The organism is Bradyrhizobium diversitatis (assembly GCF_016031635.1).
Taxonomy (GTDB): Bacteria; Pseudomonadota; Alphaproteobacteria; order Rhizobiales; family Xanthobacteraceae; genus Bradyrhizobium; species Bradyrhizobium diversitatis.
The window spans coordinates 50,638-70,167 of sequence record NZ_JACEGD010000014.1 but is presented as its reverse complement, the minus strand read 5'-3'; the positions used below and the strand labels follow the sequence as shown (position 1 = coordinate 70,167).

The 19,530-nt window shown below is 64.5% G+C and carries 21 protein-coding genes; 8 read left to right on the top strand and 13 right to left on the bottom strand.

All coding sequences use genetic code 11. The features are described from left to right. Positions 1–34: 34 nt before the first annotated feature. Positions 35–796 (bottom strand): slipin family protein, encoded by a 762-nt coding sequence (locus H1B27_RS16865; RefSeq protein WP_061877817.1) that lies wholly within the window; start codon positions 794–796, stop codon positions 35–37. After that, positions 793–2,175 carry an NfeD family protein gene (locus tag H1B27_RS16860; protein WP_197966812.1) on the bottom strand — a complete coding sequence of 461 codons (1,383 nt, stop codon included), beginning with the start codon at positions 2,173–2,175 and terminating at the stop codon, positions 793–795. The genes H1B27_RS16865 and H1B27_RS16860 overlap by 4 nt, the downstream gene beginning before the upstream one ends. 38 nt (positions 2,176–2,213) lie before the next feature. On the opposite strand from H1B27_RS16860, the gene H1B27_RS16855 reads away from it, so the two are divergent. Further along, entirely contained in the window at positions 2,214–2,543 is a 330-nt protein-coding gene (locus H1B27_RS16855; RefSeq protein ID WP_246515482.1) for a helix-turn-helix domain-containing protein, read from the top strand. A gap of 301 nt (positions 2,544–2,844) precedes the next feature. On the opposite strand, the gene H1B27_RS16850 is transcribed toward H1B27_RS16855, so the two are convergent. Both H1B27_RS16850 and H1B27_RS16845 read right to left on the bottom strand, forming a co-directional pair. Further along, entirely contained in the window at positions 2,845–3,378 is a 534-nt protein-coding gene (locus H1B27_RS16850; RefSeq protein ID WP_197966811.1) for an REP-associated tyrosine transposase, read from the bottom strand. Positions 3,379–3,533: 155 nt separating this feature from the next. Next, positions 3,534–4,307, bottom strand: coding sequence for a gamma-glutamyl-gamma-aminobutyrate hydrolase family protein (locus tag H1B27_RS16845; protein ID WP_061877814.1), 774 nt, complete (start codon positions 4,305–4,307; stop codon positions 3,534–3,536). A gap of 279 nt (positions 4,308–4,586) precedes the next feature. On the opposite strand from H1B27_RS16845, the gene H1B27_RS16840 reads away from it, so the two are divergent. Continuing rightward, positions 4,587–5,738 carry an AI-2E family transporter gene (locus tag H1B27_RS16840; protein WP_197966810.1) on the top strand — a complete coding sequence of 384 codons (1,152 nt, stop codon included), beginning with the start codon at positions 4,587–4,589 and terminating at the stop codon, positions 5,736–5,738. A gap of 90 nt (positions 5,739–5,828) precedes the next feature. Here H1B27_RS16840 and H1B27_RS16835 read toward each other — a convergent pair whose 3' ends face one another. The 6 genes from H1B27_RS16835 to H1B27_RS16810 form a co-directional block, all read right to left on the bottom strand. Beyond that, positions 5,829–6,125 (bottom strand): antibiotic biosynthesis monooxygenase family protein, encoded by a 297-nt coding sequence (locus H1B27_RS16835; protein WP_028155908.1) that lies wholly within the window; start codon positions 6,123–6,125, stop codon positions 5,829–5,831. 115 nt (positions 6,126–6,240) lie between these two features. Continuing rightward, positions 6,241–6,477: a hypothetical protein gene (locus H1B27_RS16830; RefSeq protein ID WP_197966809.1), complete on the bottom strand. Its 237-nt coding sequence runs from the start codon at positions 6,475–6,477 to the stop codon at positions 6,241–6,243. Positions 6,478–6,533: 56 nt separating this feature from the next. Next, positions 6,534–7,754 carry a GGDEF domain-containing protein gene (locus H1B27_RS16825; RefSeq protein WP_061877811.1) on the bottom strand — a complete coding sequence of 407 codons (1,221 nt, stop codon included), beginning with the start codon at positions 7,752–7,754 and terminating at the stop codon, positions 6,534–6,536. 230 nt (positions 7,755–7,984) lie between these two features. Next, positions 7,985–8,464 carry a 30S ribosomal protein S9 gene (gene rpsI, locus H1B27_RS16820; protein WP_028178828.1) on the bottom strand — a complete coding sequence of 160 codons (480 nt, stop codon included), beginning with the start codon at positions 8,462–8,464 and terminating at the stop codon, positions 7,985–7,987. A gap of 1 nt (position 8,465) precedes the next feature. Beyond that, entirely contained in the window at positions 8,466–8,930 is a 465-nt protein-coding gene (gene rplM / locus H1B27_RS16815; protein WP_018642440.1) for a 50S ribosomal protein L13, read from the bottom strand. 156 nt (positions 8,931–9,086) lie between these two features. Further along, on the bottom strand, positions 9,087–9,515 hold the full coding sequence (locus H1B27_RS16810; RefSeq protein ID WP_061877809.1) for a PaaI family thioesterase: 429 nt from the start codon (positions 9,513–9,515) through the stop codon (positions 9,087–9,089). Between the two features lie 86 nt (positions 9,516–9,601). Here H1B27_RS16810 and H1B27_RS16805 point away from each other — a divergent pair, with 86 nt between their 5' ends. The 4 genes from H1B27_RS16805 to H1B27_RS16790 all read left to right on the top strand — a co-directional run bounded on the left by H1B27_RS16805 (position 9,602) and on the right by H1B27_RS16790 (position 13,122). After that, positions 9,602–10,426 (top strand): enoyl-CoA hydratase, encoded by an 825-nt coding sequence (locus tag H1B27_RS16805; RefSeq protein WP_197966808.1) that lies wholly within the window; start codon positions 9,602–9,604, stop codon positions 10,424–10,426. A 142-nt stretch (positions 10,427–10,568) separates the two neighbouring features. Next, positions 10,569–11,153, top strand: coding sequence for a CoA-binding protein (locus H1B27_RS16800; RefSeq protein ID WP_197966807.1), 585 nt, complete (start codon positions 10,569–10,571; stop codon positions 11,151–11,153). Positions 11,154–11,292: 139 nt separating this feature from the next. Continuing rightward, a complete protein-coding gene (locus H1B27_RS16795) occupies positions 11,293–12,573 on the top strand; it encodes an O-acetylhomoserine aminocarboxypropyltransferase (protein WP_061877806.1) in 1,281 nt (426 codons plus the stop codon). Between the two features lie 201 nt (positions 12,574–12,774). After that, positions 12,775–13,122, top strand: coding sequence for a hypothetical protein (locus H1B27_RS16790; protein WP_197966806.1), 348 nt, complete (start codon positions 12,775–12,777; stop codon positions 13,120–13,122). A 7-nt stretch (positions 13,123–13,129) separates the two neighbouring features. On the opposite strand, the gene H1B27_RS16785 is transcribed toward H1B27_RS16790, so the two are convergent. Beyond that, a complete protein-coding gene (locus tag H1B27_RS16785) occupies positions 13,130–14,212 on the bottom strand; it encodes a COX15/CtaA family protein (RefSeq protein ID WP_197966805.1) in 1,083 nt (360 codons plus the stop codon). A gap of 93 nt (positions 14,213–14,305) precedes the next feature. Between H1B27_RS16785 and H1B27_RS16780 the strand changes: the two genes are divergently transcribed. Next, a complete protein-coding gene (locus H1B27_RS16780) occupies positions 14,306–14,527 on the top strand; it encodes a DUF2842 domain-containing protein (RefSeq protein WP_061877803.1) in 222 nt (73 codons plus the stop codon). Here the strand turns inward: H1B27_RS16780 and H1B27_RS16775 are convergent. Then, positions 14,524–15,570: a polysaccharide deacetylase family protein gene (locus tag H1B27_RS16775; protein WP_197966804.1), complete on the bottom strand. Its 1,047-nt coding sequence runs from the start codon at positions 15,568–15,570 to the stop codon at positions 14,524–14,526. The two genes, H1B27_RS16780 and H1B27_RS16775, sit on opposite strands and share 4 nt — an antisense overlap. A gap of 128 nt (positions 15,571–15,698) precedes the next feature. On the opposite strand from H1B27_RS16775, the gene H1B27_RS16770 reads away from it, so the two are divergent. Further along, the gene (locus tag H1B27_RS16770; RefSeq protein WP_197966803.1) at positions 15,699–16,880 is read left to right on the top strand and encodes a GNAT family N-acetyltransferase; all 1,182 of its coding nucleotides are present in this window, start codon (positions 15,699–15,701) and stop codon (positions 16,878–16,880) included. 248 nt (positions 16,881–17,128) lie between these two features. Here H1B27_RS16770 and H1B27_RS16765 read toward each other — a convergent pair whose 3' ends face one another. After that, a complete protein-coding gene (locus H1B27_RS16765) occupies positions 17,129–19,399 on the bottom strand; it encodes a GumC family protein (protein WP_197966802.1) in 2,271 nt (756 codons plus the stop codon). Positions 19,400–19,530: the final 131 nt, after the last annotated feature.

The following is a 19,530-nucleotide window of genomic DNA, read 5'->3' as shown; positions in this document are numbered from 1 at the left end:
CCTTTTCGTTTTGGACGTTGCGGCAAGCCTATCGCTACGGGTTATTTGGCCGCGGCATAAAGTGGTCGAGCAGGCCCGTCGGCAGCGGAAACACGACCGTCGACGACCGCTCGCCGGCGATGTCGTGCAGGGCCGCGAAGTAACGCAGCTGCATCGCCTGGGGCTCCTGCGCGAGGATCCTGCCGGCTTCGACCAGCTTTTCGGCCGCCTGCTGCTCGCCCATCGCGTTGATCACCTTGGCCCGCCGCAAGCGTTCCGCCTCGGCCTGTTTGGCAATCGCGCGAACCATGGTTTCGTTGATATCGACGTCCTTGATCTCGATGCCGGTGACCTTGATGCCCCAGACGTCGGTCTGCTTGTCGAGGATCTCCTGGATGTCGGCGTTCAGCCTGTCCCGCTCGGCAAGCATCTCGTCGAGCTCGTGCTTGCCGAGCACCGAGCGCAGCGTGGTCTGGGCGAGCTGGCTGGTCGCCGCCATGTAGTCGCCGACCTTGATGATTGCCCGCTCGGGATCGACGATGCGGAAGTACAGAACGGCATTGACCTTGACGGACACGTTGTCCCGCGAAATCACGTCCTGCGGCGGCACGACCTGCACCATGACCCGCAGATCAACCTTTACGAGCTGCTGCACGATCGGCACGAGGATGATGAGACCCGGGCCCTTCACGCCGGTAAAGCGGCCGAGCGTAAAGATCACGCCACGCTCGTATTCGCGCAGGATTCGAATAGCCTGGGACAGAAACACGACGACGAGCAGCGCAAGCGCCGCATATGTCAGATATTCGAGCATCATGACGTACCTCCCTCGCCTGTTCGGGCGGGTGTGCGGCGTATCAGCAGCGTCAGGTCGATGATGTTGGCGACTTCGACGATCTCTCCGGGCCTGAACGTCTCGGCGCCGCGCGCCTGCCAGCGCTCACCATGGGCGAAGACATGACCTTCGTTCCCGTTCCAGTCGAGAATCTCGGCAGGCAAGCCGCGCATGGCCTGTGCGCCGACCAGCGCAGGAGCTTTGCGGACGCGCCGAAGCGAACCAAGCACGATCAGCGCAAAGCCGCTGAACACTGCCGCAGTGGCGCCGATCACCCACCACGACACTTGGTAGCCAGGCGCCTCGCTCCTGAAAAGCATCATCGCTCCCAGCACGAAGGCGATGATCCCTCCGAAGCCGACCACCACGGTCGGGTTGAAGGCTTCGACGGTGAGAAGCACCAGTCCGACCAACATCAAGGCGAGACCGGCATAATTGATCGGCAGCAAATTGAGTGCGTAGAGGCCGGTCAGCAGGCAGATCGTGCCGACGACTCCCGGCGCGACCGCACCGGGAGATACGAACTCGAAGATCAGGCCGTAAATGCCGACCATCAGGAGAATGAATGCCACGTTCGGATTGGTGATGACTGCCAGGAAGCGGGATATCCATCCCGGCTCGATGGCTTCGACGACAGCATCCTTCGTCGCGAGGCGTTGCGTCCTGCCGCCGGCAACCTCCACCACACGGCCATCGAGCTGCCGCAGCAATTCAGCCTGATCGCGCGCGACGAGATCGATGGCATGTGCCTCCAGCGCGCCGTTGGCAGTGAGTGTTGCAGCCTCACGGACCGCCTTCTCCGCCCAGTCCGCATTGCGGTTACGCAGCTCGGCGAGGCTGCGGATGAAGGCGACGGCATCGTTCGTGGCCTTCGCCGTCATCGCGTCCTTCGGCTCATCCTTCTTGTCCTTGCCATCCTTGTCCGGTGTACCGCTTGGCAGGCCCGGCAGCGGCCCGCCGATCTGGACCGGCGTCGCCGCACCGATATTGGTGCCTGGTGCCATCACCGCGATGTGGGTCGCATAGAGAATATAGGTCCCGGCACTCGCCGCGTGGGCGCCGGAAGGAGCGACGTAGCCGACAACAGGAACGGGCGACGCGAGCACATCAGCGATGATCTCGCGCATGCTGGAATTGAGACCGCCGGGAGTGTTCATCCTCAGAAGCACGACCTCGGCGCGCCGTTCGCTCGCCTTGGCCAAAGCCTCCCGCACGTAGCTGGCCGATGCAGGGCCAATCGCCCCGTCGATCGTAACAACAACTGCAACACGGCTGCTCTCCTCCGCTGAGCTGGGAAGGAGGCAGCAGATCAAAGCCACGACGGTGATCGCCGCAACGAGGGCCGCCTTCATGGTCTGCACGGCAAGGGCTCCCTTTCAGGACATATGGTATTCTTCTTATGAACCTCAATGCTGCGCGTGGAGATCAACGTTGCGATTGTGCATCGCAACGGGAATGTCCATGCAGGATTGCCGACGCGCTCGGTCTCAGCGAGCGTACGCTGAGCCGCAAATTCCAGGAGCTCACGCACGAGCCGCCGCAATCCTTCATCATGCGCCGCCATGTCGAGCACGCGCGCACCCTGCTGGAATCGACGCTGCAGCCGATCAAGACCATTGCGCGCGCTGCCGGCTATGAGTATGAGAGCAGCTTCCGCGAGGCGTTCCGCAAGCTGACGCTGATGTCACCGCAAGCCTATCGCGCACGACGGATGGAGCGGGCGGTGTGAGGCTGGTGCCGGTGGCATGACCGATGGACGCAGTCTGGTCGCGACGCTCTCGCTGAGCACAGCCTGAGTGCATCTACGATTCAACACGGTAGAGAAACCCTGCGCCACGGAGTCGCCATCAGCTTTCGTTCCGCATCTGACTCCAGTTCGTTCTCGGAGAACAAATCAGAGCCGAAAAAATCTGAGCGGACCAATTCCTACCGATCAGTTTATTCCGTCGGAAATTTGGGATGCACCTTGGATAGCCAGTCCTCGTAGGGCGGATTAGCCGAAGGCGTAATCCGCCAACTGCGTGCGACGCTCACGCACGTTCGCCAAAGTTACCATCCGCGTTGCTATCTCCCGCCCAATCCGCCGGAAACAGTCCGGCCTCGACATCTCGGTGAAATGACGAATGCGGCCAATCCAACACGCGGGTCACATATCCGTGCTTGACTGGGTTGATGTAGCAATACTCGACATGGCGTGCGTAGTCGGTTTCGTCGCGGATGAGGTGCTCCCAGAACCGGTTCTGCCATACGCCACGCTCCCGTCTTGCGATCTGTACAGCGGTTAAAGGCTCTGTCTTCGGCAGGGACTTCGCGAAGCGCGTTTTGATCGATCTCCACCGCATCGAAAAGTCGGCATCGCCGCCGGGAAGCGTCCAGACCGCATGAAGGTGGTCCGGAAGAACGACAAACGCATCGATAGTGAACGAATAGTCCCGACGCGTCGCTGCAACGGCCGCGCGCAGCGCTGCGATGTGCTCGACGAGCAGCCGCTGCCTACGATCAAGAAGATTGACCGTGAAGAACCAGCAGCCACCTGGAACAAGTGCACGGCGGTAGTTCGGCATTTGCGGCCGCCCCATGAAGTAAAGATGGCGGATTACGCCTTCGGCTAATCCGCCCTACTCAGTCCAGGCCGAGTGTGCAACGTGGCAGAAGCTGGCTTCCCGGCTCTGCGCCGCAACGCTCCCGCGTTGCAGCGCGTCCGGGACACGAGCGCGAGCTACGCCGCCGCCTTCTGCCGCTCGACCAAGGCTTCGCCAAAGGCCTCGAACAGCTTGCGGTTGATCGGGTTGTGCTGCGGATCGTACTCCGCATGCCATTGCACGCCGAGCGCAAAGGCCGGGGCTTCGGCGATGCGGATCGCCTCGATCGTGCCGTCCTCGGCGACGCCCTCGATCAGGACGCGCTTGCCGGGTTCGAGAATGCCCTGGCCGTGCAGCGAATTCACCCGGATCTTCTCGCAGCCGAGGATTCTCGCGAACGCCCCGCCCGGCGTCAGGTCGACGTCATGGCGATCGGCGAACACCACCGTCGGATCGGGATGGATCTCGCCGTTCTCGAGCCGGGGCATGCGATGGTTCATGCGACCCGGGATCTCGCGGATCTCGGGATGCAGCGAGCCGCCGAAGGCGACGTTCATCTCCTGGAGACCGCGGCAGATGCCGAACAGGGGGATGCCGCGGGAGACGCAGGCGACGGAGAGCGCCAGCGCCACCTCGTCGCGGTGGATGTCGTAGGGCTCGTGCTTCTCGCAAGGATCGACGTTGAAACGGGTCGGGTGCACGTTCGCGCGGGCGCCGGTGAGAATGATGCCGTCCACGGTATCGAGCAGCGCCGCGATATCCGTGATGTCGGGCGAGCCCGCGAACATCACCGGCAAGCCGCCGGAGACCTCAGCCACGGCGCGCAGGTTTCGCTCGCCGACCATCTGGACCTGAAATCGATTTTCGACGCGATGGGAATTCCCGATCACGCCGACGACCGGCTTTCTCATCTGTCGTTCCGCGCCTCCAGGTAAGAAGATTCCGTCAACATGCCCCTCCGATGGAACAAATTCAACAGAAGGGATCGCGGGACGGCAATGCTATTTTCGCGCAAATACCCGGACTGGAGCGCCGTGGCAGGCCGGGCGGCGGCGAGTCCGATCGCTCGGAGGGGACTTACAGCCCCGCGTTGGCGACCAGCGCGCCGATCCGGCCCGTGTCCCGCTTGATCCGCGCCAGGATTTCGCGAAAGAGTGCGCAAGCGCCGCCGCCCTCGAAAAGGATCCAATGTGACGATTCCCAGAGATGAACGCCTCCGGACCCGCACCGACCTGGCTCGGGATCAGGCCTGGGCGATTTCGATCGGAGGCATCGGCGTCGTGCTGTTCACCGCACTGCTCGCCTTCACATGGTATTTTGCAGCCACCCTGCTGCTGATCTTCACGGGCATGCTGCTCGGACTCGGCCTCAACGCGCTGGTCCATGCGCTCGGCCGCCGGGTTCACCTGCCTCATACGGTCCGACTTGCGATCGTCTGCGTCGCGCTCGCCCTGCTTCTGGCGGGCATCGCCTATCTGGGCGGCGCCACCATTGCCGAACAGGCCTCGCTGCTGAGCAAGACCATCAAGTCGCAGATCGTGAATGTCAGGTCCTTCCTGGAAACCCACGGCATCGACACCAGCTTCTTCGATCTCGGCAACGCTGCGTCGGACGCCTCGGCCATGACGTCGCCGGACGCAACGCCCGCGCCAGCGGCGCCATCGCGCGGTCCCTTGCCCGGTGCCGGCGCGCTCGCCTCCAGCGGCGGGGCGATCGTGAGCCAGACCTTCAAGCTGCTGCTCGGCACCATTCACGGCGTCGGCAACATCTTCATCGTGCTGTTCCTGGGCCTTGCCTTCGCCGCCCAGCCGGGCGTCTATCATGACGGCCTGCTGTTCCTGGCACCGGCGAGGCACCGCACGCGTGTCGCCCTCGTCATCGACCGTATCAGCGAAACGCTGGAGCGCTGGCTGATCGCCCAGATCGTCGTCATGATCGCGGTCGGTGTCGTGACCTGGATTGGCCTCGCGATCATCGGCATCCCCGGCGCGTTCATCTTAGGGATCCAGGCGGGTCTGCTCGCCTTCATCCCCACCGTCGGAGCCATCATCGCCGGCGTCATCGTGGTGCTGGCAAGCCTCGCCTCGGGCTGGATCCCGGCCTTGTCGGCCTTTCTCCTCTTCATGGGCGTTCACGCCATGGAGAGCTACGTGCTGACGCCGATCCTGCAGCGGCAGGCGCTCGACATCCCGCCGGCCACGCTGTTCGCGTTCCAGATCCTGCTCGGCGTCGTGTTCGGCATCTGGGGCCTCGCGCTGGCGCTGCCGCTGGTCGCCATCGCCAAGGTCATGATCGACCACTTCAAGACCTATGAGGCGCCGCCTCTCGCTGAGGCGGCGTAGAGCATGATCCGGAAACGTGCGCAGCGGTTTTCCTTCGCGACAAACGCGGAACGCGTTTTCGCGGAGATCATGCTCCAGAAATAGAGCCGCTCAGGTCGTCAGCACGGTCTCGGTGTGCTCGACCTCGGGGGGCGAGGCAAAATACTGGCCGACGAGGCCGCGCCATTCGGTGAAATTCTCCGAGCCGCGGAAGTCGACGGTGTGGTTCTCCAGCGTCGCCCACTTCACCATCAGCCGGTAGCGCTGCGGCTTCTCGATGGATTTGTGCAATTCGAAGCCGTGAAACCCCTTGGAGCCGCCGAAGGCGGCCTTGGCCTTGGCGACGGCCGCCTCGAAATCCTTCTCGCTGCCCGGCTTGACGTCGATTTGCGCGATCTCGGTGATCATCGGTTTCCACCTTTTCGTTCGATCGGCGTGTCTACCGCAGACGGCGACAAAGAAAAAGGCGCCGAAAACGGCGCCTGGCTCCCTGGAATATGCAGGTCTCTTGAATGCAGGCCTGTCAGGCGAGCAGCAAAACGGTGCCCGCAACGATGAACACGCAACCGGCGAACATTGCGAACGGCCAATAGCTGCGGTGCTGGCCATAGCGCCCCTGCGCGCGACGCTCGGCGATCAGCGCCGTCTCGTATTCATCGGCGGTCGAGAACAGACAGGCGAAGCCTCCGCGTGCGGAGGCCGCGGCTGCTTCGAGCGACATCAGGGTGATTTGCGGATTCTGTCGACGGATCGATTCCATGCCCGCGATGGTAGGAATCGAACGGTAAACAGAGGATTACCGCAAGGCCCCTGCGATCAGGCGGTGGCCGGCCGCGCCCGCGGCGCGCCGATCCGTGCCGCGCTCTGGCGGCGCCAGTTCTCCAGCGACAGTGGCAGCTCCTCGGCCGCCTCGACGCGGTTACGGCCGCCGCGCTTGGCCTGGTAGAGCGCGGTGTCGGCCGAGGCCAGCAGCACTTCGAGTTCGGTGCCGGCCGGACCGCCGGCGACGCCGATGCTGACCGTGGTGTCGACCGGGCCCTCGTCGACCACGACGCCGGAGGTCTCGAACGCTTCGCGCACGCGCTCGGCGACCAGCACGCCCTCCTCCAGCGAACACGGCAGGAGCGCGGCGAACTCCTCGCCGCCGATGCGGCCCGAGAGGTCGGAGATGCGCAAATTGCTGACGACGACGGTGGAGAAAAGCTTCAGCATCTCGTCGCCGGCAGGATGGCCGAAGCGGTCGTTGATCGACTTGAAGTGGTCGATGTCGAAGATCATCACGGTCACGGGACGCCCGGCCTTGGCCTCGCGCTCGATCACGCGCGCGCAGGCCTCCGAGAAGCCGCGGCGGTTGAGCATGCCGGTCAAAGGATCGGTGGACGCCGCGGTCCGATGCGCGGTGACGGTGCGTTCCGACACCAGCATGAAGATCACGAACACGGTGCCGACGGAATAGAGTATGAGCTCGACCGCGAACACGGTGACCCAGATGCTCGAGGAGAAGCCGGCATCATGCGGGCGCAGGAAGCTGCCGATCAGGATCGGCAGCATCAACACGCAGCCGTGCATCACCGGAATCACGAAGGCGGGCCAGCGCCGTTGCACGCTCTTGCGCCGTTCGGTCCAGAGCTCGCTCGCGGTCAGCGCCGCATAGATCGAGACGATACCGGCACCGAGGAGCATGCGCAGCATGGACGCGGCGGGATCGAGCAGCGTCGCAGCAGTGACCCAGGCGAGCGCACCAAGCACGAGACCGGGCCAGTTCGGCTTGCGGCCGTGGAAGACGCGCGCCGCATTCCACACCATGCCGCAGGCGACGAAACCGACGGCGTTCAGCGCAAGATAAATATGGGGACCCAGCCTGTCGCCCGCCGCCGTCCACAGCGCGACCGAGGCGGCACCGAGCAGATAGGCGGTGCCCCACCATTTCAGCGCGGGGCTGTTCTCCTGCTTGCCGAAAAACACCATCATGGCGCCGAGCAGTGCGGCAACCATGGTGGCGACCAAATAGAGCGTGATGCTATCGAGCGACATCATGTCGGCCCCCTCTAGAACATAGCAGTTACGCGATCGGAACATCCGATTTGCGCGCCCTTCCGAAAGGCGACGCTAGGTCCGGCGAGTTCCATTCAGGTTTTCGCGGATCCCTAAGTTTTCGGGAAACACGCCATCAATTTGCATACAAACGAACAGCAAAAAGGGCGCTGAAATCAGCGCCCTTTTGCATCTCATTGAAGCCGCTTTCGCGGCGAATGCGACAAAAGCGATTAACGCTTCGAGAACTGGAAGGAGCGGCGGGCCTTGGCCTTGCCGTACTTCTTGCGTTCGACCACGCGCGAGTCGCGGGTGAGGAAGCCGCCCTTCTTGAGCACGCCGCGCAGCTCCGGCTCGAAATAGGTGAGCGCCTTGGAGATGCCGTGACGGACCGCGCCGGCCTGGCCGGACAGGCCGCCGCCGGCGACGGTGCAGATCACGTCGTACTGGCCCGAACGCTGCGCCACCGAGAACGGCTGTTCGATCATCATGCGCAGCACGGGACGGGCGAAATAGACCTCGACCTCGCGCGAGTTGACGGTGACCTTGCCGGCGCCCGGCTTGATCCAGACGCGGGCGACCGCGTCCTTGCGCTTGCCGGTGGCATAGGCGCGGTTGAACTTGTCGACCTTCTTCTCGTGCTTGGGCGCCTCGGGCGCTGCCGCCGTCTTGAGCTGCGAGAGCTGGTCGAGCGACTGGATGGATTCGGCCATGTTATGCGGCCCTCGTGTTCTTGCGGTTCAACTTGGCGATATCGATCTTCTCGGGCTGCTGCGCCTCGTGCGGATGATCGGCCCCGCCGTAGACGCGAAGGTTGCCCATCTGCACGCGGCCGAGCGGACCACGCGGGATCATGCGCTCGACGGCCTTCTCGAGCACGCGCTCGGGATGACGGCCCTCGAGGATCTGGCGCGCGGTGCGCTCCTTGACGTGGCCGACATAGCCGGTGTGCTTGTAGTAGGTCTTCTGCTCGCGCTTGCGACCGGTGAGGACCGCATGCTGCGCGTTGATGATGATGACGTTGTCGCCGCAATCGACGTGCGGGGTGTAGGTCGGGAGGTGCTTGCCGCGGAGCCGCATGGCGACGATGGTGGCGAGACGGCCGACGACCAGACCCTTGGCGTCGATCAGCACCCACTTCTTCGTCACCTCGGCCGGCTTTGCCGAAAAGGTTTTCATGTCAGAATTTCCGTGAGGGAGACATCGGCGCGAACACCGCACCGGACTGCGCGGTTTTCTAGAGAAGAGACGCGCAACGGTCAATGCCCAAGGACGGAAATTACATTCGTAAAATCAGTCACTTACAAATATGGTGCCATATTACCTGCAAAAACATCAAACATTTGGAATGGAATAGGTGGAGGTGACATGGGCAATCGGGTCGGGTGAGGTTCCCGACAGCAGGTTCACTTCCCCGACCGCGAGGCGCTTGCCGAGCTTGAGCAGCCGCGCCTCCGCCAGCACATCCTGCCCGGGTTGGCCCTTGCGCAGGAAATTGATGTTGAGATTGGTGGTGACCGCGAGCCCGATCGGCCCGATCGCCGACAAAAGCACCACGTACATCGCGAAATCGGCCAGCGCCATCAGCGTCGGGCCGGACACGGTTCCACCCGGCCGCAGCATCCGTTCGCTGTAGCGCTGGCGCAGGAGGCAGGTCTGGCCGTCCGCGCTCTCGATCGTGATGTCGTCACCGCTGAAGGCCTGGGGAAATTCATCACGGAGGAACAGCTCAAGCTCCGCCACGCTCATCCTCGCTACCGCCATGCCGTTCCCCACCCTCGCTTCGCTTGCTCTGTTACATTAAGTTATCTGTGTCATCCAATTGCAATCATTTAGCGGAAATCGCGTCAATGTCCGTCCAGGCCGCCCGCACCCCCTCCCCGCAACCACAGATCCTGATGCGCGAGACGATCGGCAGCATCGCGGTCCTGACGCTCAACCGCCCGGCCGCGCGCAACAGCCTGTCGGAGGCGATGATCGCGGGCCTGCATGCCGAGCTCAATGATATCAGCAGCGACAAGGCCGTCCGCGGCGTGGTGATCGCGGCCCACGGCCCCGCCTTCTCCGCCGGCCACGACATGAAGGAACTCACCGCGCGCCGCGCCGATCCGGATCGCGGCCGCGCCTTCTTCGCCGAGATGATGAACGCCTGTAGTGCGATGATGCAGGCGATCGTGCACCTGCCGAAGCCGGTGGTCGCCGCTGTCCAGGGCATCGCGACCGCGGCCGGCTGCCAGCTCGTCGCGAGCTGCGATCTCGCGATCGCCTCCGAGGCAGCGAGCTTTGCGACGCCCGGCGTCGACATCGGCCTGTTCTGCTCGACGCCGATGGTGGCGCTGTCGCGCAACGTCCCGCGCAAGCAGGCGATGGAGATGCTGCTGACGGGCGAGCCGATTCCGGCCGCGCGTGCCCGCGAGATCGGGCTCGTCAATCGCGTCGTTCCCGCCGGCACCGAGCGCGACGCCGCGATTGCATTGGCGCAGAAGGTCGCGTTGAAATCCGCCTACACGATCAAGCTCGGCAAGGAGGCGTTCTACCGCCAGGCCGAGATGAGCCTTGCAGACGCCTATCGCTATGCGGCAGAGGTGATGACCGAGAACATGATGGCGCGCGACGCCGAGGAAGGCATCGGCGCCTTCATCGAGAAGCGCACGCCGACATGGCGGGATGAGTGAAATCGTCATTGCGAGCCAACGGGTCCGCGCGAAGTGCGGCCCGATGACAGGCTCCGCGAAGCAATCCAGAAATCCCTCCTCTGCGACAGACTGGATTGCTTCGTCGCTTCGCTCCTCGCAATGACAAGGAAAAAGACGAGCCATGAACCACGACGCCTATCCCGACAACTATATCCGCGGCATCCTCAACAGCGTGAAATCGATCGCGATGGTCGGTGCCTCGCCGGTCAACGTGCGGCCTAGCTATTTCGCGTTCAAATATCTGGCGCAGCGTGGTTACGACATGATCCCGATCAACCCCGGCCATGTCGGCAAGGAGCTGCTCGGAAAGCCGTTCGTCGCCTCGCTCTCCGATCTCGGGCGTCCCGTCGACATGATCGACATCTTTCGCAACTCCAGCCACATCATGCCTGTCATCGAAGAGGCGCTCACGCTCGATCCGCTGCCGAAGGTGATCTGGATGCAACTCGGCGCGCGCGACGATGCCGCGGCGGCAAAGGCGGAGTCGGTCGGCATCAAGGTGGTCATGAACCGCTGCCCGAAGATCGAGTATGGCCGACTGTCGTCCGAAATCTCCTGGATGGGCGTGAATTCGCGCACGCTCAGTTCGAAGCGGGCGCCGGTACCGACGCAGGGCATGCGGCTATCTCTCAATCGGACGAGTGTCGGCGGCGGCGATACCGCAGCATCGGATCGCGCCGCGAAAAACAAGAGCGAACAGAGCTGACGCACTTGCGAAGGATTTCTTTCGCGAACGCGACAATGCGCAGCACGATCATTCCGATGTGAAGCCGCGCCTTGACGGCGAGCGCGGCGCCGATCAGCATGCCGCGCGATTTCAGACAACGAGAAACAGGACGCCCCAAATGAGCGATCGCCTTCCGGGATTTTCGACTCTTGCCGTGCATGCCGGTGCGCAGCCCGACCCCACCACCGGTGCGCGCGCAACGCCGATCTATCAGACGACGTCCTTCGTCTTCAACGACGCCGACCATGCCGCCTCGCTGTTCGGGCTGCAGGCGTTCGGCAACATCTATACCCGCATCGGTAACCCGACCAATGCCGTGCTCGAAGAGCGCGTCGCCGCGCTTGAAGGCGGCACGGCCGCGCTTGCAGTGGCCTCGGGCCATGCCGCGCAGGTCGTGGTATTGCAGCAATTGCTGCAGCCCGGCGACGAGTTCATCGCCGCGCGAAAGCTCTATGGCGGCTCGATCAACCAGTTCACGCACGCCTTCAAGAGTTTCGGCTGGAACGTGGTGTGGGCCGATCCCGACGACATCGCGAGCTTCGAGCGCGCGGTGACGCCGCGCACGAAAGCCATCTTCATCGAGTCCATCGCCAATCCCGCCGGCAGCATTACCGACATCGAGGCGATCTCGACGGTCGCACGCAAGGCGGGCGTACCGCTGATCGTCGACAACACGCTGGCTTCCCCCTATTTGATCCGCCCGATCGACCACGGCGCCGACATCGTCGTGCACTCGCTGACGAAATTCCTGGGCGGCCACGGCAACTCGCTCGGCGGCATCATCGTCGATGCCGGCACCTTCGACTGGTCCGCGGGCGGCAAATACCCCATGCTCTCGGAGCCGCGCCCGGAATATCACGGCATCCGCCTCCAGGAGACCTTCGGCAATTTCGCCTTCGCGATCGCCTGCCGCGTGCTCGGCCTGCGCGACCTCGGCCCGGCGCTGTCGCCCTTCAACGCATTCATGATCCTCACCGGAATCGAGACGCTGCCGCTGCGCATGCAGAAACACTGCGACAACGCCAAGGCGGTTGCCGAATTTCTCGCCGGCCACCCCGCGGTGGCCTCGGTGAGCTATGCCGGCCTTCCGAGCGACAAGTACAACCAGCTCGCCCGCAAATATGCGCCGAAGGGCGCCGGCGCGGTGTTCACCTTCAGCTTGAAGGGCGGCTATGACGCCGGAGTCAACCTGGTGTCGAAGCTGCAGCTGTTCTCGCACCTCGCCAATGTCGGCGACACCCGCTCGCTCGTGATCCATCCGGCCTCGACCACGCACAGCCAGCTCGACGACGCCGCCAAAGTGAAGTCCGGCGCCGGCCCCGACGTGGTGCGGCTCTCGGTCGGCATCGAAGACAAGGAAGACCTGATCGCGGATCTGGAACAGGCGCTGGGGGCTTGAACTTGGGGTCGTTCCGGGGCGGTGCAAAGCACCGAACCCGGAACCTCGAGATTCTCAGGTGCGCAATTGCGCACCATAGTTCGGTGCTTCGCACCGCCCCGGAATGACGGCGGCCGTCTTGGCTGCCGTCAGTTAACAGTCATTAACCACATCTGCCCCATACATCGTCTTTGGATCGCCCCTTTTGATTCGGAGCCGACGATGCTGCGCTGGATGGTGCCTGCCCTTGCGGCGATGCTGATGGTTTCAGGCGCGCTGGCCGCCGATCTGCCGGCGACGCCGAAGCGGCGCGCCGCCGTGCCGCCGCCGCAGGATCCGCCGCAGGTCTATGTCGAAACCGATCCGGATGCGCTGATCTCGCCGGCCTATGGCATCGGCAGCTACATCCGCAACCTGCCGGGCACGCCGCTGCTGCCGGGCTCACACGCGCTGCCGGGCTATTACGGCCGCCCCTGGAGCTACGATTATCAGGGCGCGTATTACGGCGGGAAGCAGGTCGATTATTTCTGGCGTCTGCCCTACGCGTGCGGCGTCTACGGCTATTGCTGATCTCCGATCAGCCGGGCTGACTGACCGGAACCGCGCGCGGCTGGGCCTGCGCTGATTGCCGCGGCGCCAGCCGTTCGACCTGCATCACCGCAAGCGTCAACACCACGATCGCGACCGCCTGGTGGGCGAGCGCGAGATCGATCGGCACCTGGTTGAGCAGCGTGAGGATGCCGAGCACCGCCTGCAGGCTCACCGCTGCAAGCAGCCACAGCGCGCCGCTCGCCGCCGACCCTGCGCGCGAGCGCACCGCATCGATTGCGTGCAGCGCCGCCAGGACGAACAGCAGGTAGGCGGTCATGCGGTGCTCGAACTGCACCGTCAGCACGTTGTCGAACATGTTGCGCCACCACGGCGTCTCGAACCACAACCGCTCCGCCGACGGGATGAACGCGCCGTCGATCTGCGGCCAGGTGTTGTAGGCGCGTCCGGCGCGCAGGCCCGCGACCAGCGCGCCGAAATAGATCTGCACGAAGGTCACGGCGAGAAGCTGCGCGCTCGTGAGCCGAAGCCGTGCCGGCGCCGAGATCTGCGGCCGCTCCTTGAGCCGCCGCACCGTCCAGACGATCCCGGCGAAGATCAGAAGCGCCAGCACCAGATGTGTCGCCAGCCGGTATTGCGAGACCTCGACCCGCCCGGTCAGGCCCGAGGCGACCATCCACCAGCCGACCGCACCCTGCAGACCGCCGAGCGCGAACAACAGCCACAGCCGCCGCTTCAACTCGCCCGACAGGCCGCCGCGCCAGAGGAAGAACAGGAACGGCAAGAGATAAGCGAGACCGATGAAGCGCCCGAGCAGCCGGTGGCTCCACTCCCACCAGAAGATCTCCTTGAACTCGGACAGGCTCATCCCGGCGTTGAGCTCGCGATATTGCGGGATCTTCTTGTAGGCCTCGAATGCTTCGGTCCACTGCGCCTCCGAGAGCGGCGGAACACTGCCCGTGACCGGCTTCCATTCGACGATCGACAGGCCGGATTCCGTCAGCCGCGTCGCGCCGCCGACCAGCACCATCAGTGCGATCAGCGCGGCCACGGCGATCAGCCACCAGCGCACGGCGCGATGCGGCTCGGACGGAGTGGACATCGTCGTCATCAGGAGCAAAAACCAGGCTTGAACCGGACTGCGTGCCCCTTATAGTCCCCCGCTCCCGCAGCGCAAGTTACGCCAAGACCGCGACATTCCGCCATGACGATCCGCACCCGCAAGTTCCTCGGCGCCATCCTGCTCCTGGTGCTGGCCACGGTCTGGTCCCTGCTCGGCATGGCGGCCGCGCAGATGCCGTGGATCGCCGAGTCCGGCTGGCGGCAGGCGATCTACTATGTCGTGGTCGGCATGGGCTGGGTGCTGCCCGCGATGCCGATCGTGAGCTGGATGCAGCGGCCCGACCGCGTCAAGTCCACGCGTTAAGTCTGGCCCGTCGCGCTGCCCGTCGGTTTCACCGGCGCAAAGGCGACACCCGACGCCAGCACGCGCATCATCCGCAGCGAACGCACTCGTCCGTCCCAGGAAATCCGCGGCAGCGCGCGCAGATTGGTGCGCCCCTCTGCGTCCACGATGCCCGGGATCGTCGACACTGCGCTGGCAAATCCGGCCTCCTCCGCCATCACGACGTGGCTGCGCCGAAACGAAGAGCGATCGCCGAACGGGAAAGCGAAATGCCTGATCTCGCGGCCAAAAGCCGCTTCCGCGACGGCCTTGCCCATCGTCATCTCGCGCAGCGCGCCGGCATCCCTCATGTTGGCGAGAACAGGATAGTTGACGGTGGCGCTGCCGATCGTCACGAGCGGATCGGCGGCCAGCTGCGCCAGGTCCTCCCAATCCATCGACGCCTCGCGCGAGACCGCGGCGAGATCGATCCTGTAGCGCGTGCAGAGATCGGCAATCGCGGCCGACAGCTCCGCGGGCGGCAACGAGCGCAGCCAGCTCTCGAGATACGAAAACAGTGCCTGCTTCTCGGCATTGCCGGTGACGGTGAAACGCTGCTCCCGGTCGCCCACCATCAAGCTGATCCGGCTCTCGCGCGCGATCACCTGTTCGAGACCGAGCCACCAGGCTTCACCGACGCCGTCGGGAAAGGCGGTGGGCACATAGATCGTGAAGGGCACGGCATGGCGCGTCAGCACCGGATAGGCGAAGTTGATGAAATCCTTGGGCGCGCCATCGAAGGTCAGCGCCACGAAACGACGCTTCTCCGGCAGCGTCACCGCGCGCCGGCAGACCTCGTCCATGCCGAGGAAATCGTACCTCCACCGCTTCAGCGCGCGAATCGCGCGGTCAAGAAATTGCGGCGTGATCTCGTTGGCGCGCAGCGGCTGAAATCCGCGCCGCCGCGGCCGCACATGCGCAAAGCGCAGGATGACGCCGGCACCGCGACTGTGCAGCATGGCCCGGCCAGTGAACCAGGCCAGTTCAAGGCGCAGCCGTTCCAGCCATCTGTCGTCGGATGCCAAGTTCCCGCCCTTCGCGCTCGCCCGCGCCCGTTTCCTCTCCCATCGTCATTACCCTTTGTTGACCTTTGTTTGCAAAGGTCGGCCACAGGCCGAAATACGTATTCTGGATTTCTCGACAGGTTTCGCGAATGACCATGGCTGCGGCGATGCAAAGCCGGACGGCAGAAGTGCCAGCGCGGTCGAGAGCGAGCCGTATCGCGCAGGTCGATATCGTCACCGATCTCGCCGAGGTTGAGGCGATCTGGCGTGCCTTCGAGGCGAACGGCCATCTCTTCACGCCCTACCAACGCTTCGACCTGCTCAGCCCGTGGCAACGCCTGGTGGGCGCCCATGAAGGCGCCCGGCCGTTCATCGTGATCGCCCGCGACGCCGAGCGCCACCCGCTGCTGCTGCTGCCGCTCTCGCAACGCCAAAGCCACGGCGTGCGCACGGCCTGCTTCATGGGCGGCAAGCATACGACCTTCAACATGGCCCTGTGGAATGCCGAGTTCGCGGCACAGGTCGCCATCGCCGATCTCGATGCACTGCTTGCGCCGCTGCGAGAGCATCTCGACGTGCTCGTGCTGACGCAGCAGCCGCAGAGCTGGCATGACCAGCAGAACCCGTTTGCGCTACTGCCGCGACAGAGCGCGATCAACGGCTGTCCGCGGCTGGTGATGGAGCCCGGCGGCCCGCCGGCATCGCGGATCAGCAATTCGCTCCGCCGCCGCCTCAAGAGCAAGGAAAAGAAGCTTCAGTCGCTCGCCGGCTACCGCTATCACCAGGCAACGTCGGACGCGGACATCACCCGGCTGCTCGACTGGTTCTTCCGCGTCAAGCCGGTACGGATGGCGGAACAGAAGCTCCCGAACGTCTTCGCCGAGCCCGGCGTCGAACAGTTCGTCCGCAGCGCCTGCCTTGCGCCGCGCAGCGAAGGCCGCGTCATCGACATCCACGCGCTGGAATGCGACGAGGAGGTGATCGCGATCTTCGCCGGCGTCGCCGACGGCGAGCGCTTCTCGATGATGTTCAACACCTACACGATGTCCGAGCACGCCCGCTACAGCCCCGGCCTGATCCTGATGCGCTACATCATCGATCGCTGTGCCGAATTCGGCTACCGATCGCTCGACCTCGGCATCGGCTCGGATGAGTACAAGCGAATGTTCTGCAAGGACGACGAGGAGATCTTCGACAGCTTCGTGCCCCTGTCCTCCCGCGGCAAGCTCGCGGCGATGGCCATGTCCTCGCTCAGCCACGGCAAGCGGCTGGTGAAGCAGAACCAGATGCTGTTCGACATGGCCCGACGGCTGCGGCAGGCGTTCGGGTAGGTATTGCCATTTACATGACTGCTGCCCTGCCCTTCTCCCCTTGTGGAGAAGGTGGCATAGGCGGCCTTCGGCCGCCGTCTACTAGGGACGCCGATGCTTCGCATCGGCTATGGCGCCGGATGAGGGGTGTCTATCCGCGCGCTCGATGAACAGATGGACTCTCGGAGAGAGACCCCTCACCCGTCTCGCCGCTCCGCGGCGAGCCACCCTCTCCCACAAGGGGCCCACAAGGGGAGAGGGAAAAAGATCTACGCCGCAACGACGCGCGGCGCTTCGACCGCATCCGAAGCCTGCACCGGCTTGCTCAGCATCGTCACCTCGCTGAAGCCGACCGCCCTCAGTTGATCGCACATCAGCGTGCGGGCATCAGCGGCCATCGACGCATCGGGCACCACGACGGCGCGGGCATGCGCCGTCAGCAGTTCGGCCGGAAGATCGGAGGCGCTGCCGGCATCGATCAGCACGTGGTCATAGGCGCGCAGCAGCGCGTCGATCGCGAGCGCCACGCGCGGCGATTGCAGCAGGCTGCGGTCGAATCCGGGACGGCCGGCCATGACCAGATGCAGCCGCGAGAGCTTGTCGCGGGTGATGATTTGGGTGAACGAGGCCTCGCCCTGCATCAATTCGGCAAGGCCCGGAGCCGACGCGTCGACGGACACCGCGGCAATGATCGGCGAGGCTGCGGCGAGATCGACGACGACGACGCGGGCATCGCGCGCCAGGTGCCGGGCGAGCGTCAACGTCGACAGCGTGATGGCTTCGCCGGGCGCAGTGCCGAGCACCGTGACCTTCTTCGCCGCCGCGCCCGCGGCACGCAGGCGGTCGGCGAGGTGCTCGATCTCGGCAAACTCCGTCACAGCGGCATCGACCGGGATCTCCGGCTGAAGCGGCGCCGGCTCTTTGACGGGTTTGACGACTGGCTCCACCACCAAGTCTTGCCGAGCCACCGCCGGCTCCCGCCGAACCGCCGCCGGCGTGAACACGGCTGCCGCGCGCGGCGCGGTCTGGCGCAAGAGTTCACCGGTGACGACGACACCGGACGACAGCAGCAGCGTCGCGATGGTCGCGATCAGCACGATCGGCAGCTTCTTCGGATAAGCCGGCGTGTTCGAGACGATGGCGCGCGAGATGATGCGGCCGTCCGTCGGCGCGGTGTCGATGGTCTCGCGGGTGTTGGCTTCGCGATACTTGGCAAGGTAAGTCTCCAGCAGGTCGCGCTGCGCCTTGGCTTCGCGCTCGAGGGCGCGGAGCTGGACATCCTGGCCGTTGGTCGAGGCCGCCTGCTTCTTGAGCTGCTCGAGGCTCACGGTCAGGCCATCGACCCGGCCGCTGGCGATCCGGGCGTCGTTTTCGAGCGAGCGCGAGATCTTGGCCGCTTCGTCGCGGATTTGATTATCGAGGTCGCCAAGCTGCGCCTTCAGCTCCTTGATCCGCGGATGATTGCCGAGCAACGTGGATGACTGTTCGGCGAGCTGCGCGCGCAGGGTCACCCTCTGCTCCGACAGCCGGCGCATCAATTCGGAGTTCACGACCTCGGATGCCTCGATCGGCTTGCCGGTCTGAAGCATCTCCTTGATCAGCCGGGCCTTGGATTCCGCATCCGCCTTCATCGAGCGCGCATTGTTGAGCTGGGTGTTCACCTCGCCCATCTGCTGGTTCGACAGCGTGGTGTTGTTGGTTCCGACGAACAGGCTCGACTTGGAACGGAAGTCCTCGACCCTCGCCTCGGCGTCAGAGACCTTCTTGCGCAGGCTCTCGATCTCGCCGGCCAGCCACTGGCTGGCGTTCTTGGCCTGCTCCTGGCGCACGCTCTGCTGGAGCACGAGATAGCCGTCGGCGATCGAATTGGCGACGCGGGCGGCAAGCTCGGGATCGGCGGACTGGAATTCGATCACGATCACGCGCGACTTGTCGACCGCGTAGGCCTGGAGGCGTTCGTAATAGGCATCGAGCACGCGCTCTTCCGGCGTCATCGAGAACGGATCGCGGGCGATACCGATGAGCGCGGCAAGCGACTTCAGCGGCGAGATGCCTTGCAGCACCGGGTCGAATTCGGGGCGTTCCGCGAGCTTGTTCTTCCTGATGATCTCCCGCGCGAGATCGCGCGACAACACCAGCTGCACCTGGCTGGTGACGGCCTCGGCGTCGAGCGCCTGCCGCTCCTCGGTGCGGTCGCTGTTCGGGCGCAGGAACACGTTCTCGCGGCCGTCGATCAGGATGCGGGCTTCAGACTTGTAGCGCGGCGTGACGAGATTGACGACAGCAAGGGACGCAACGAGCGCCAGTACCGTCGGCACGATGATCCAGCTGCGCTTGCGTGCCAATGCCGCTCCAAGCGCGCGCAGGTCGATGTCGCCGGCTTCGACTTGGGCCTGCTTCGCGACGACGGGCGCAGGGCCCGCTTCAACCTCGGCCTCGATCTTAGGGCCGACCTTGGGCGCAGGCTTGGGTCTGGACTTCGAGACTGCGCGCTCGATCACCGCCTTGGCCTTGCTGTCACGCCAGAACGCTAAACGCATCGAACACTCCCGCAGGGCAACGCTGCGACTCTACCTCAACCGGGGCGATTACACTCCATTAAGGTTGCCGCTGGGTTAATCGCGACGGACGGCGGCCGGCCACGCGCGCTCGTCACCGTTTGTTAACCACG

Bases quoted from the DNA above. Each gene is read 5' to 3' on its own strand.
- H1B27_RS16865 (WP_061877817.1), bottom strand. From the start codon at position 796: ATGATGCTCGAATATCTGACATATGCGGCGCTTGCGCTGCTCGTCGTC.
- H1B27_RS16855 (WP_246515482.1), top strand. From the start codon at position 2,214: ATGAACCTCAATGCTGCGCGTGGAGATCAACGTTGCGATTGTGCATCG.
- H1B27_RS16850 (WP_197966811.1), bottom strand. From the start codon at position 3,378: ATGCCGAACTACCGCCGTGCACTTGTTCCAGGTGGCTGCTGGTTCTTC.
- H1B27_RS16845 (WP_061877814.1), bottom strand. From the start codon at position 4,307: ATGAGAAAGCCGGTCGTCGGCGTGATCGGGAATTCCCATCGCGTCGAA.
- H1B27_RS16835 (WP_028155908.1), bottom strand. From the start codon at position 6,125: ATGATCACCGAGATCGCGCAAATCGACGTCAAGCCGGGCAGCGAGAAG.
- H1B27_RS16830 (WP_197966809.1), bottom strand. From the start codon at position 6,477: ATGGAATCGATCCGTCGACAGAATCCGCAAATCACCCTGATGTCGCTC.
- H1B27_RS16825 (WP_061877811.1), bottom strand. From the start codon at position 7,754: ATGATGTCGCTCGATAGCATCACGCTCTATTTGGTCGCCACCATGGTT.
- rpsI (WP_028178828.1), bottom strand. From the start codon at position 8,464: ATGGCCGAATCCATCCAGTCGCTCGACCAGCTCTCGCAGCTCAAGACG.
- rplM (WP_018642440.1), bottom strand. From the start codon at position 8,930: ATGAAAACCTTTTCGGCAAAGCCGGCCGAGGTGACGAAGAAGTGGGTG.
- H1B27_RS16810 (WP_061877809.1), bottom strand. From the start codon at position 9,515: ATGGCGGTAGCGAGGATGAGCGTGGCGGAGCTTGAGCTGTTCCTCCGT.
- H1B27_RS16805 (WP_197966808.1), top strand. From the start codon at position 9,602: ATGTCCGTCCAGGCCGCCCGCACCCCCTCCCCGCAACCACAGATCCTG.
- H1B27_RS16800 (WP_197966807.1), top strand. From the start codon at position 10,569: ATGAACCACGACGCCTATCCCGACAACTATATCCGCGGCATCCTCAAC.
- H1B27_RS16795 (WP_061877806.1), top strand. From the start codon at position 11,293: ATGAGCGATCGCCTTCCGGGATTTTCGACTCTTGCCGTGCATGCCGGT.
- H1B27_RS16790 (WP_197966806.1), top strand. From the start codon at position 12,775: ATGCTGCGCTGGATGGTGCCTGCCCTTGCGGCGATGCTGATGGTTTCA.
- H1B27_RS16785 (WP_197966805.1), bottom strand. From the start codon at position 14,212: ATGACGACGATGTCCACTCCGTCCGAGCCGCATCGCGCCGTGCGCTGG.
- H1B27_RS16780 (WP_061877803.1), top strand. From the start codon at position 14,306: ATGACGATCCGCACCCGCAAGTTCCTCGGCGCCATCCTGCTCCTGGTG.
- H1B27_RS16770 (WP_197966803.1), top strand. From the start codon at position 15,699: ATGACCATGGCTGCGGCGATGCAAAGCCGGACGGCAGAAGTGCCAGCG.
- H1B27_RS16765 (WP_197966802.1), bottom strand. From the start codon at position 19,399: ATGCGTTTAGCGTTCTGGCGTGACAGCAAGGCCAAGGCGGTGATCGAG.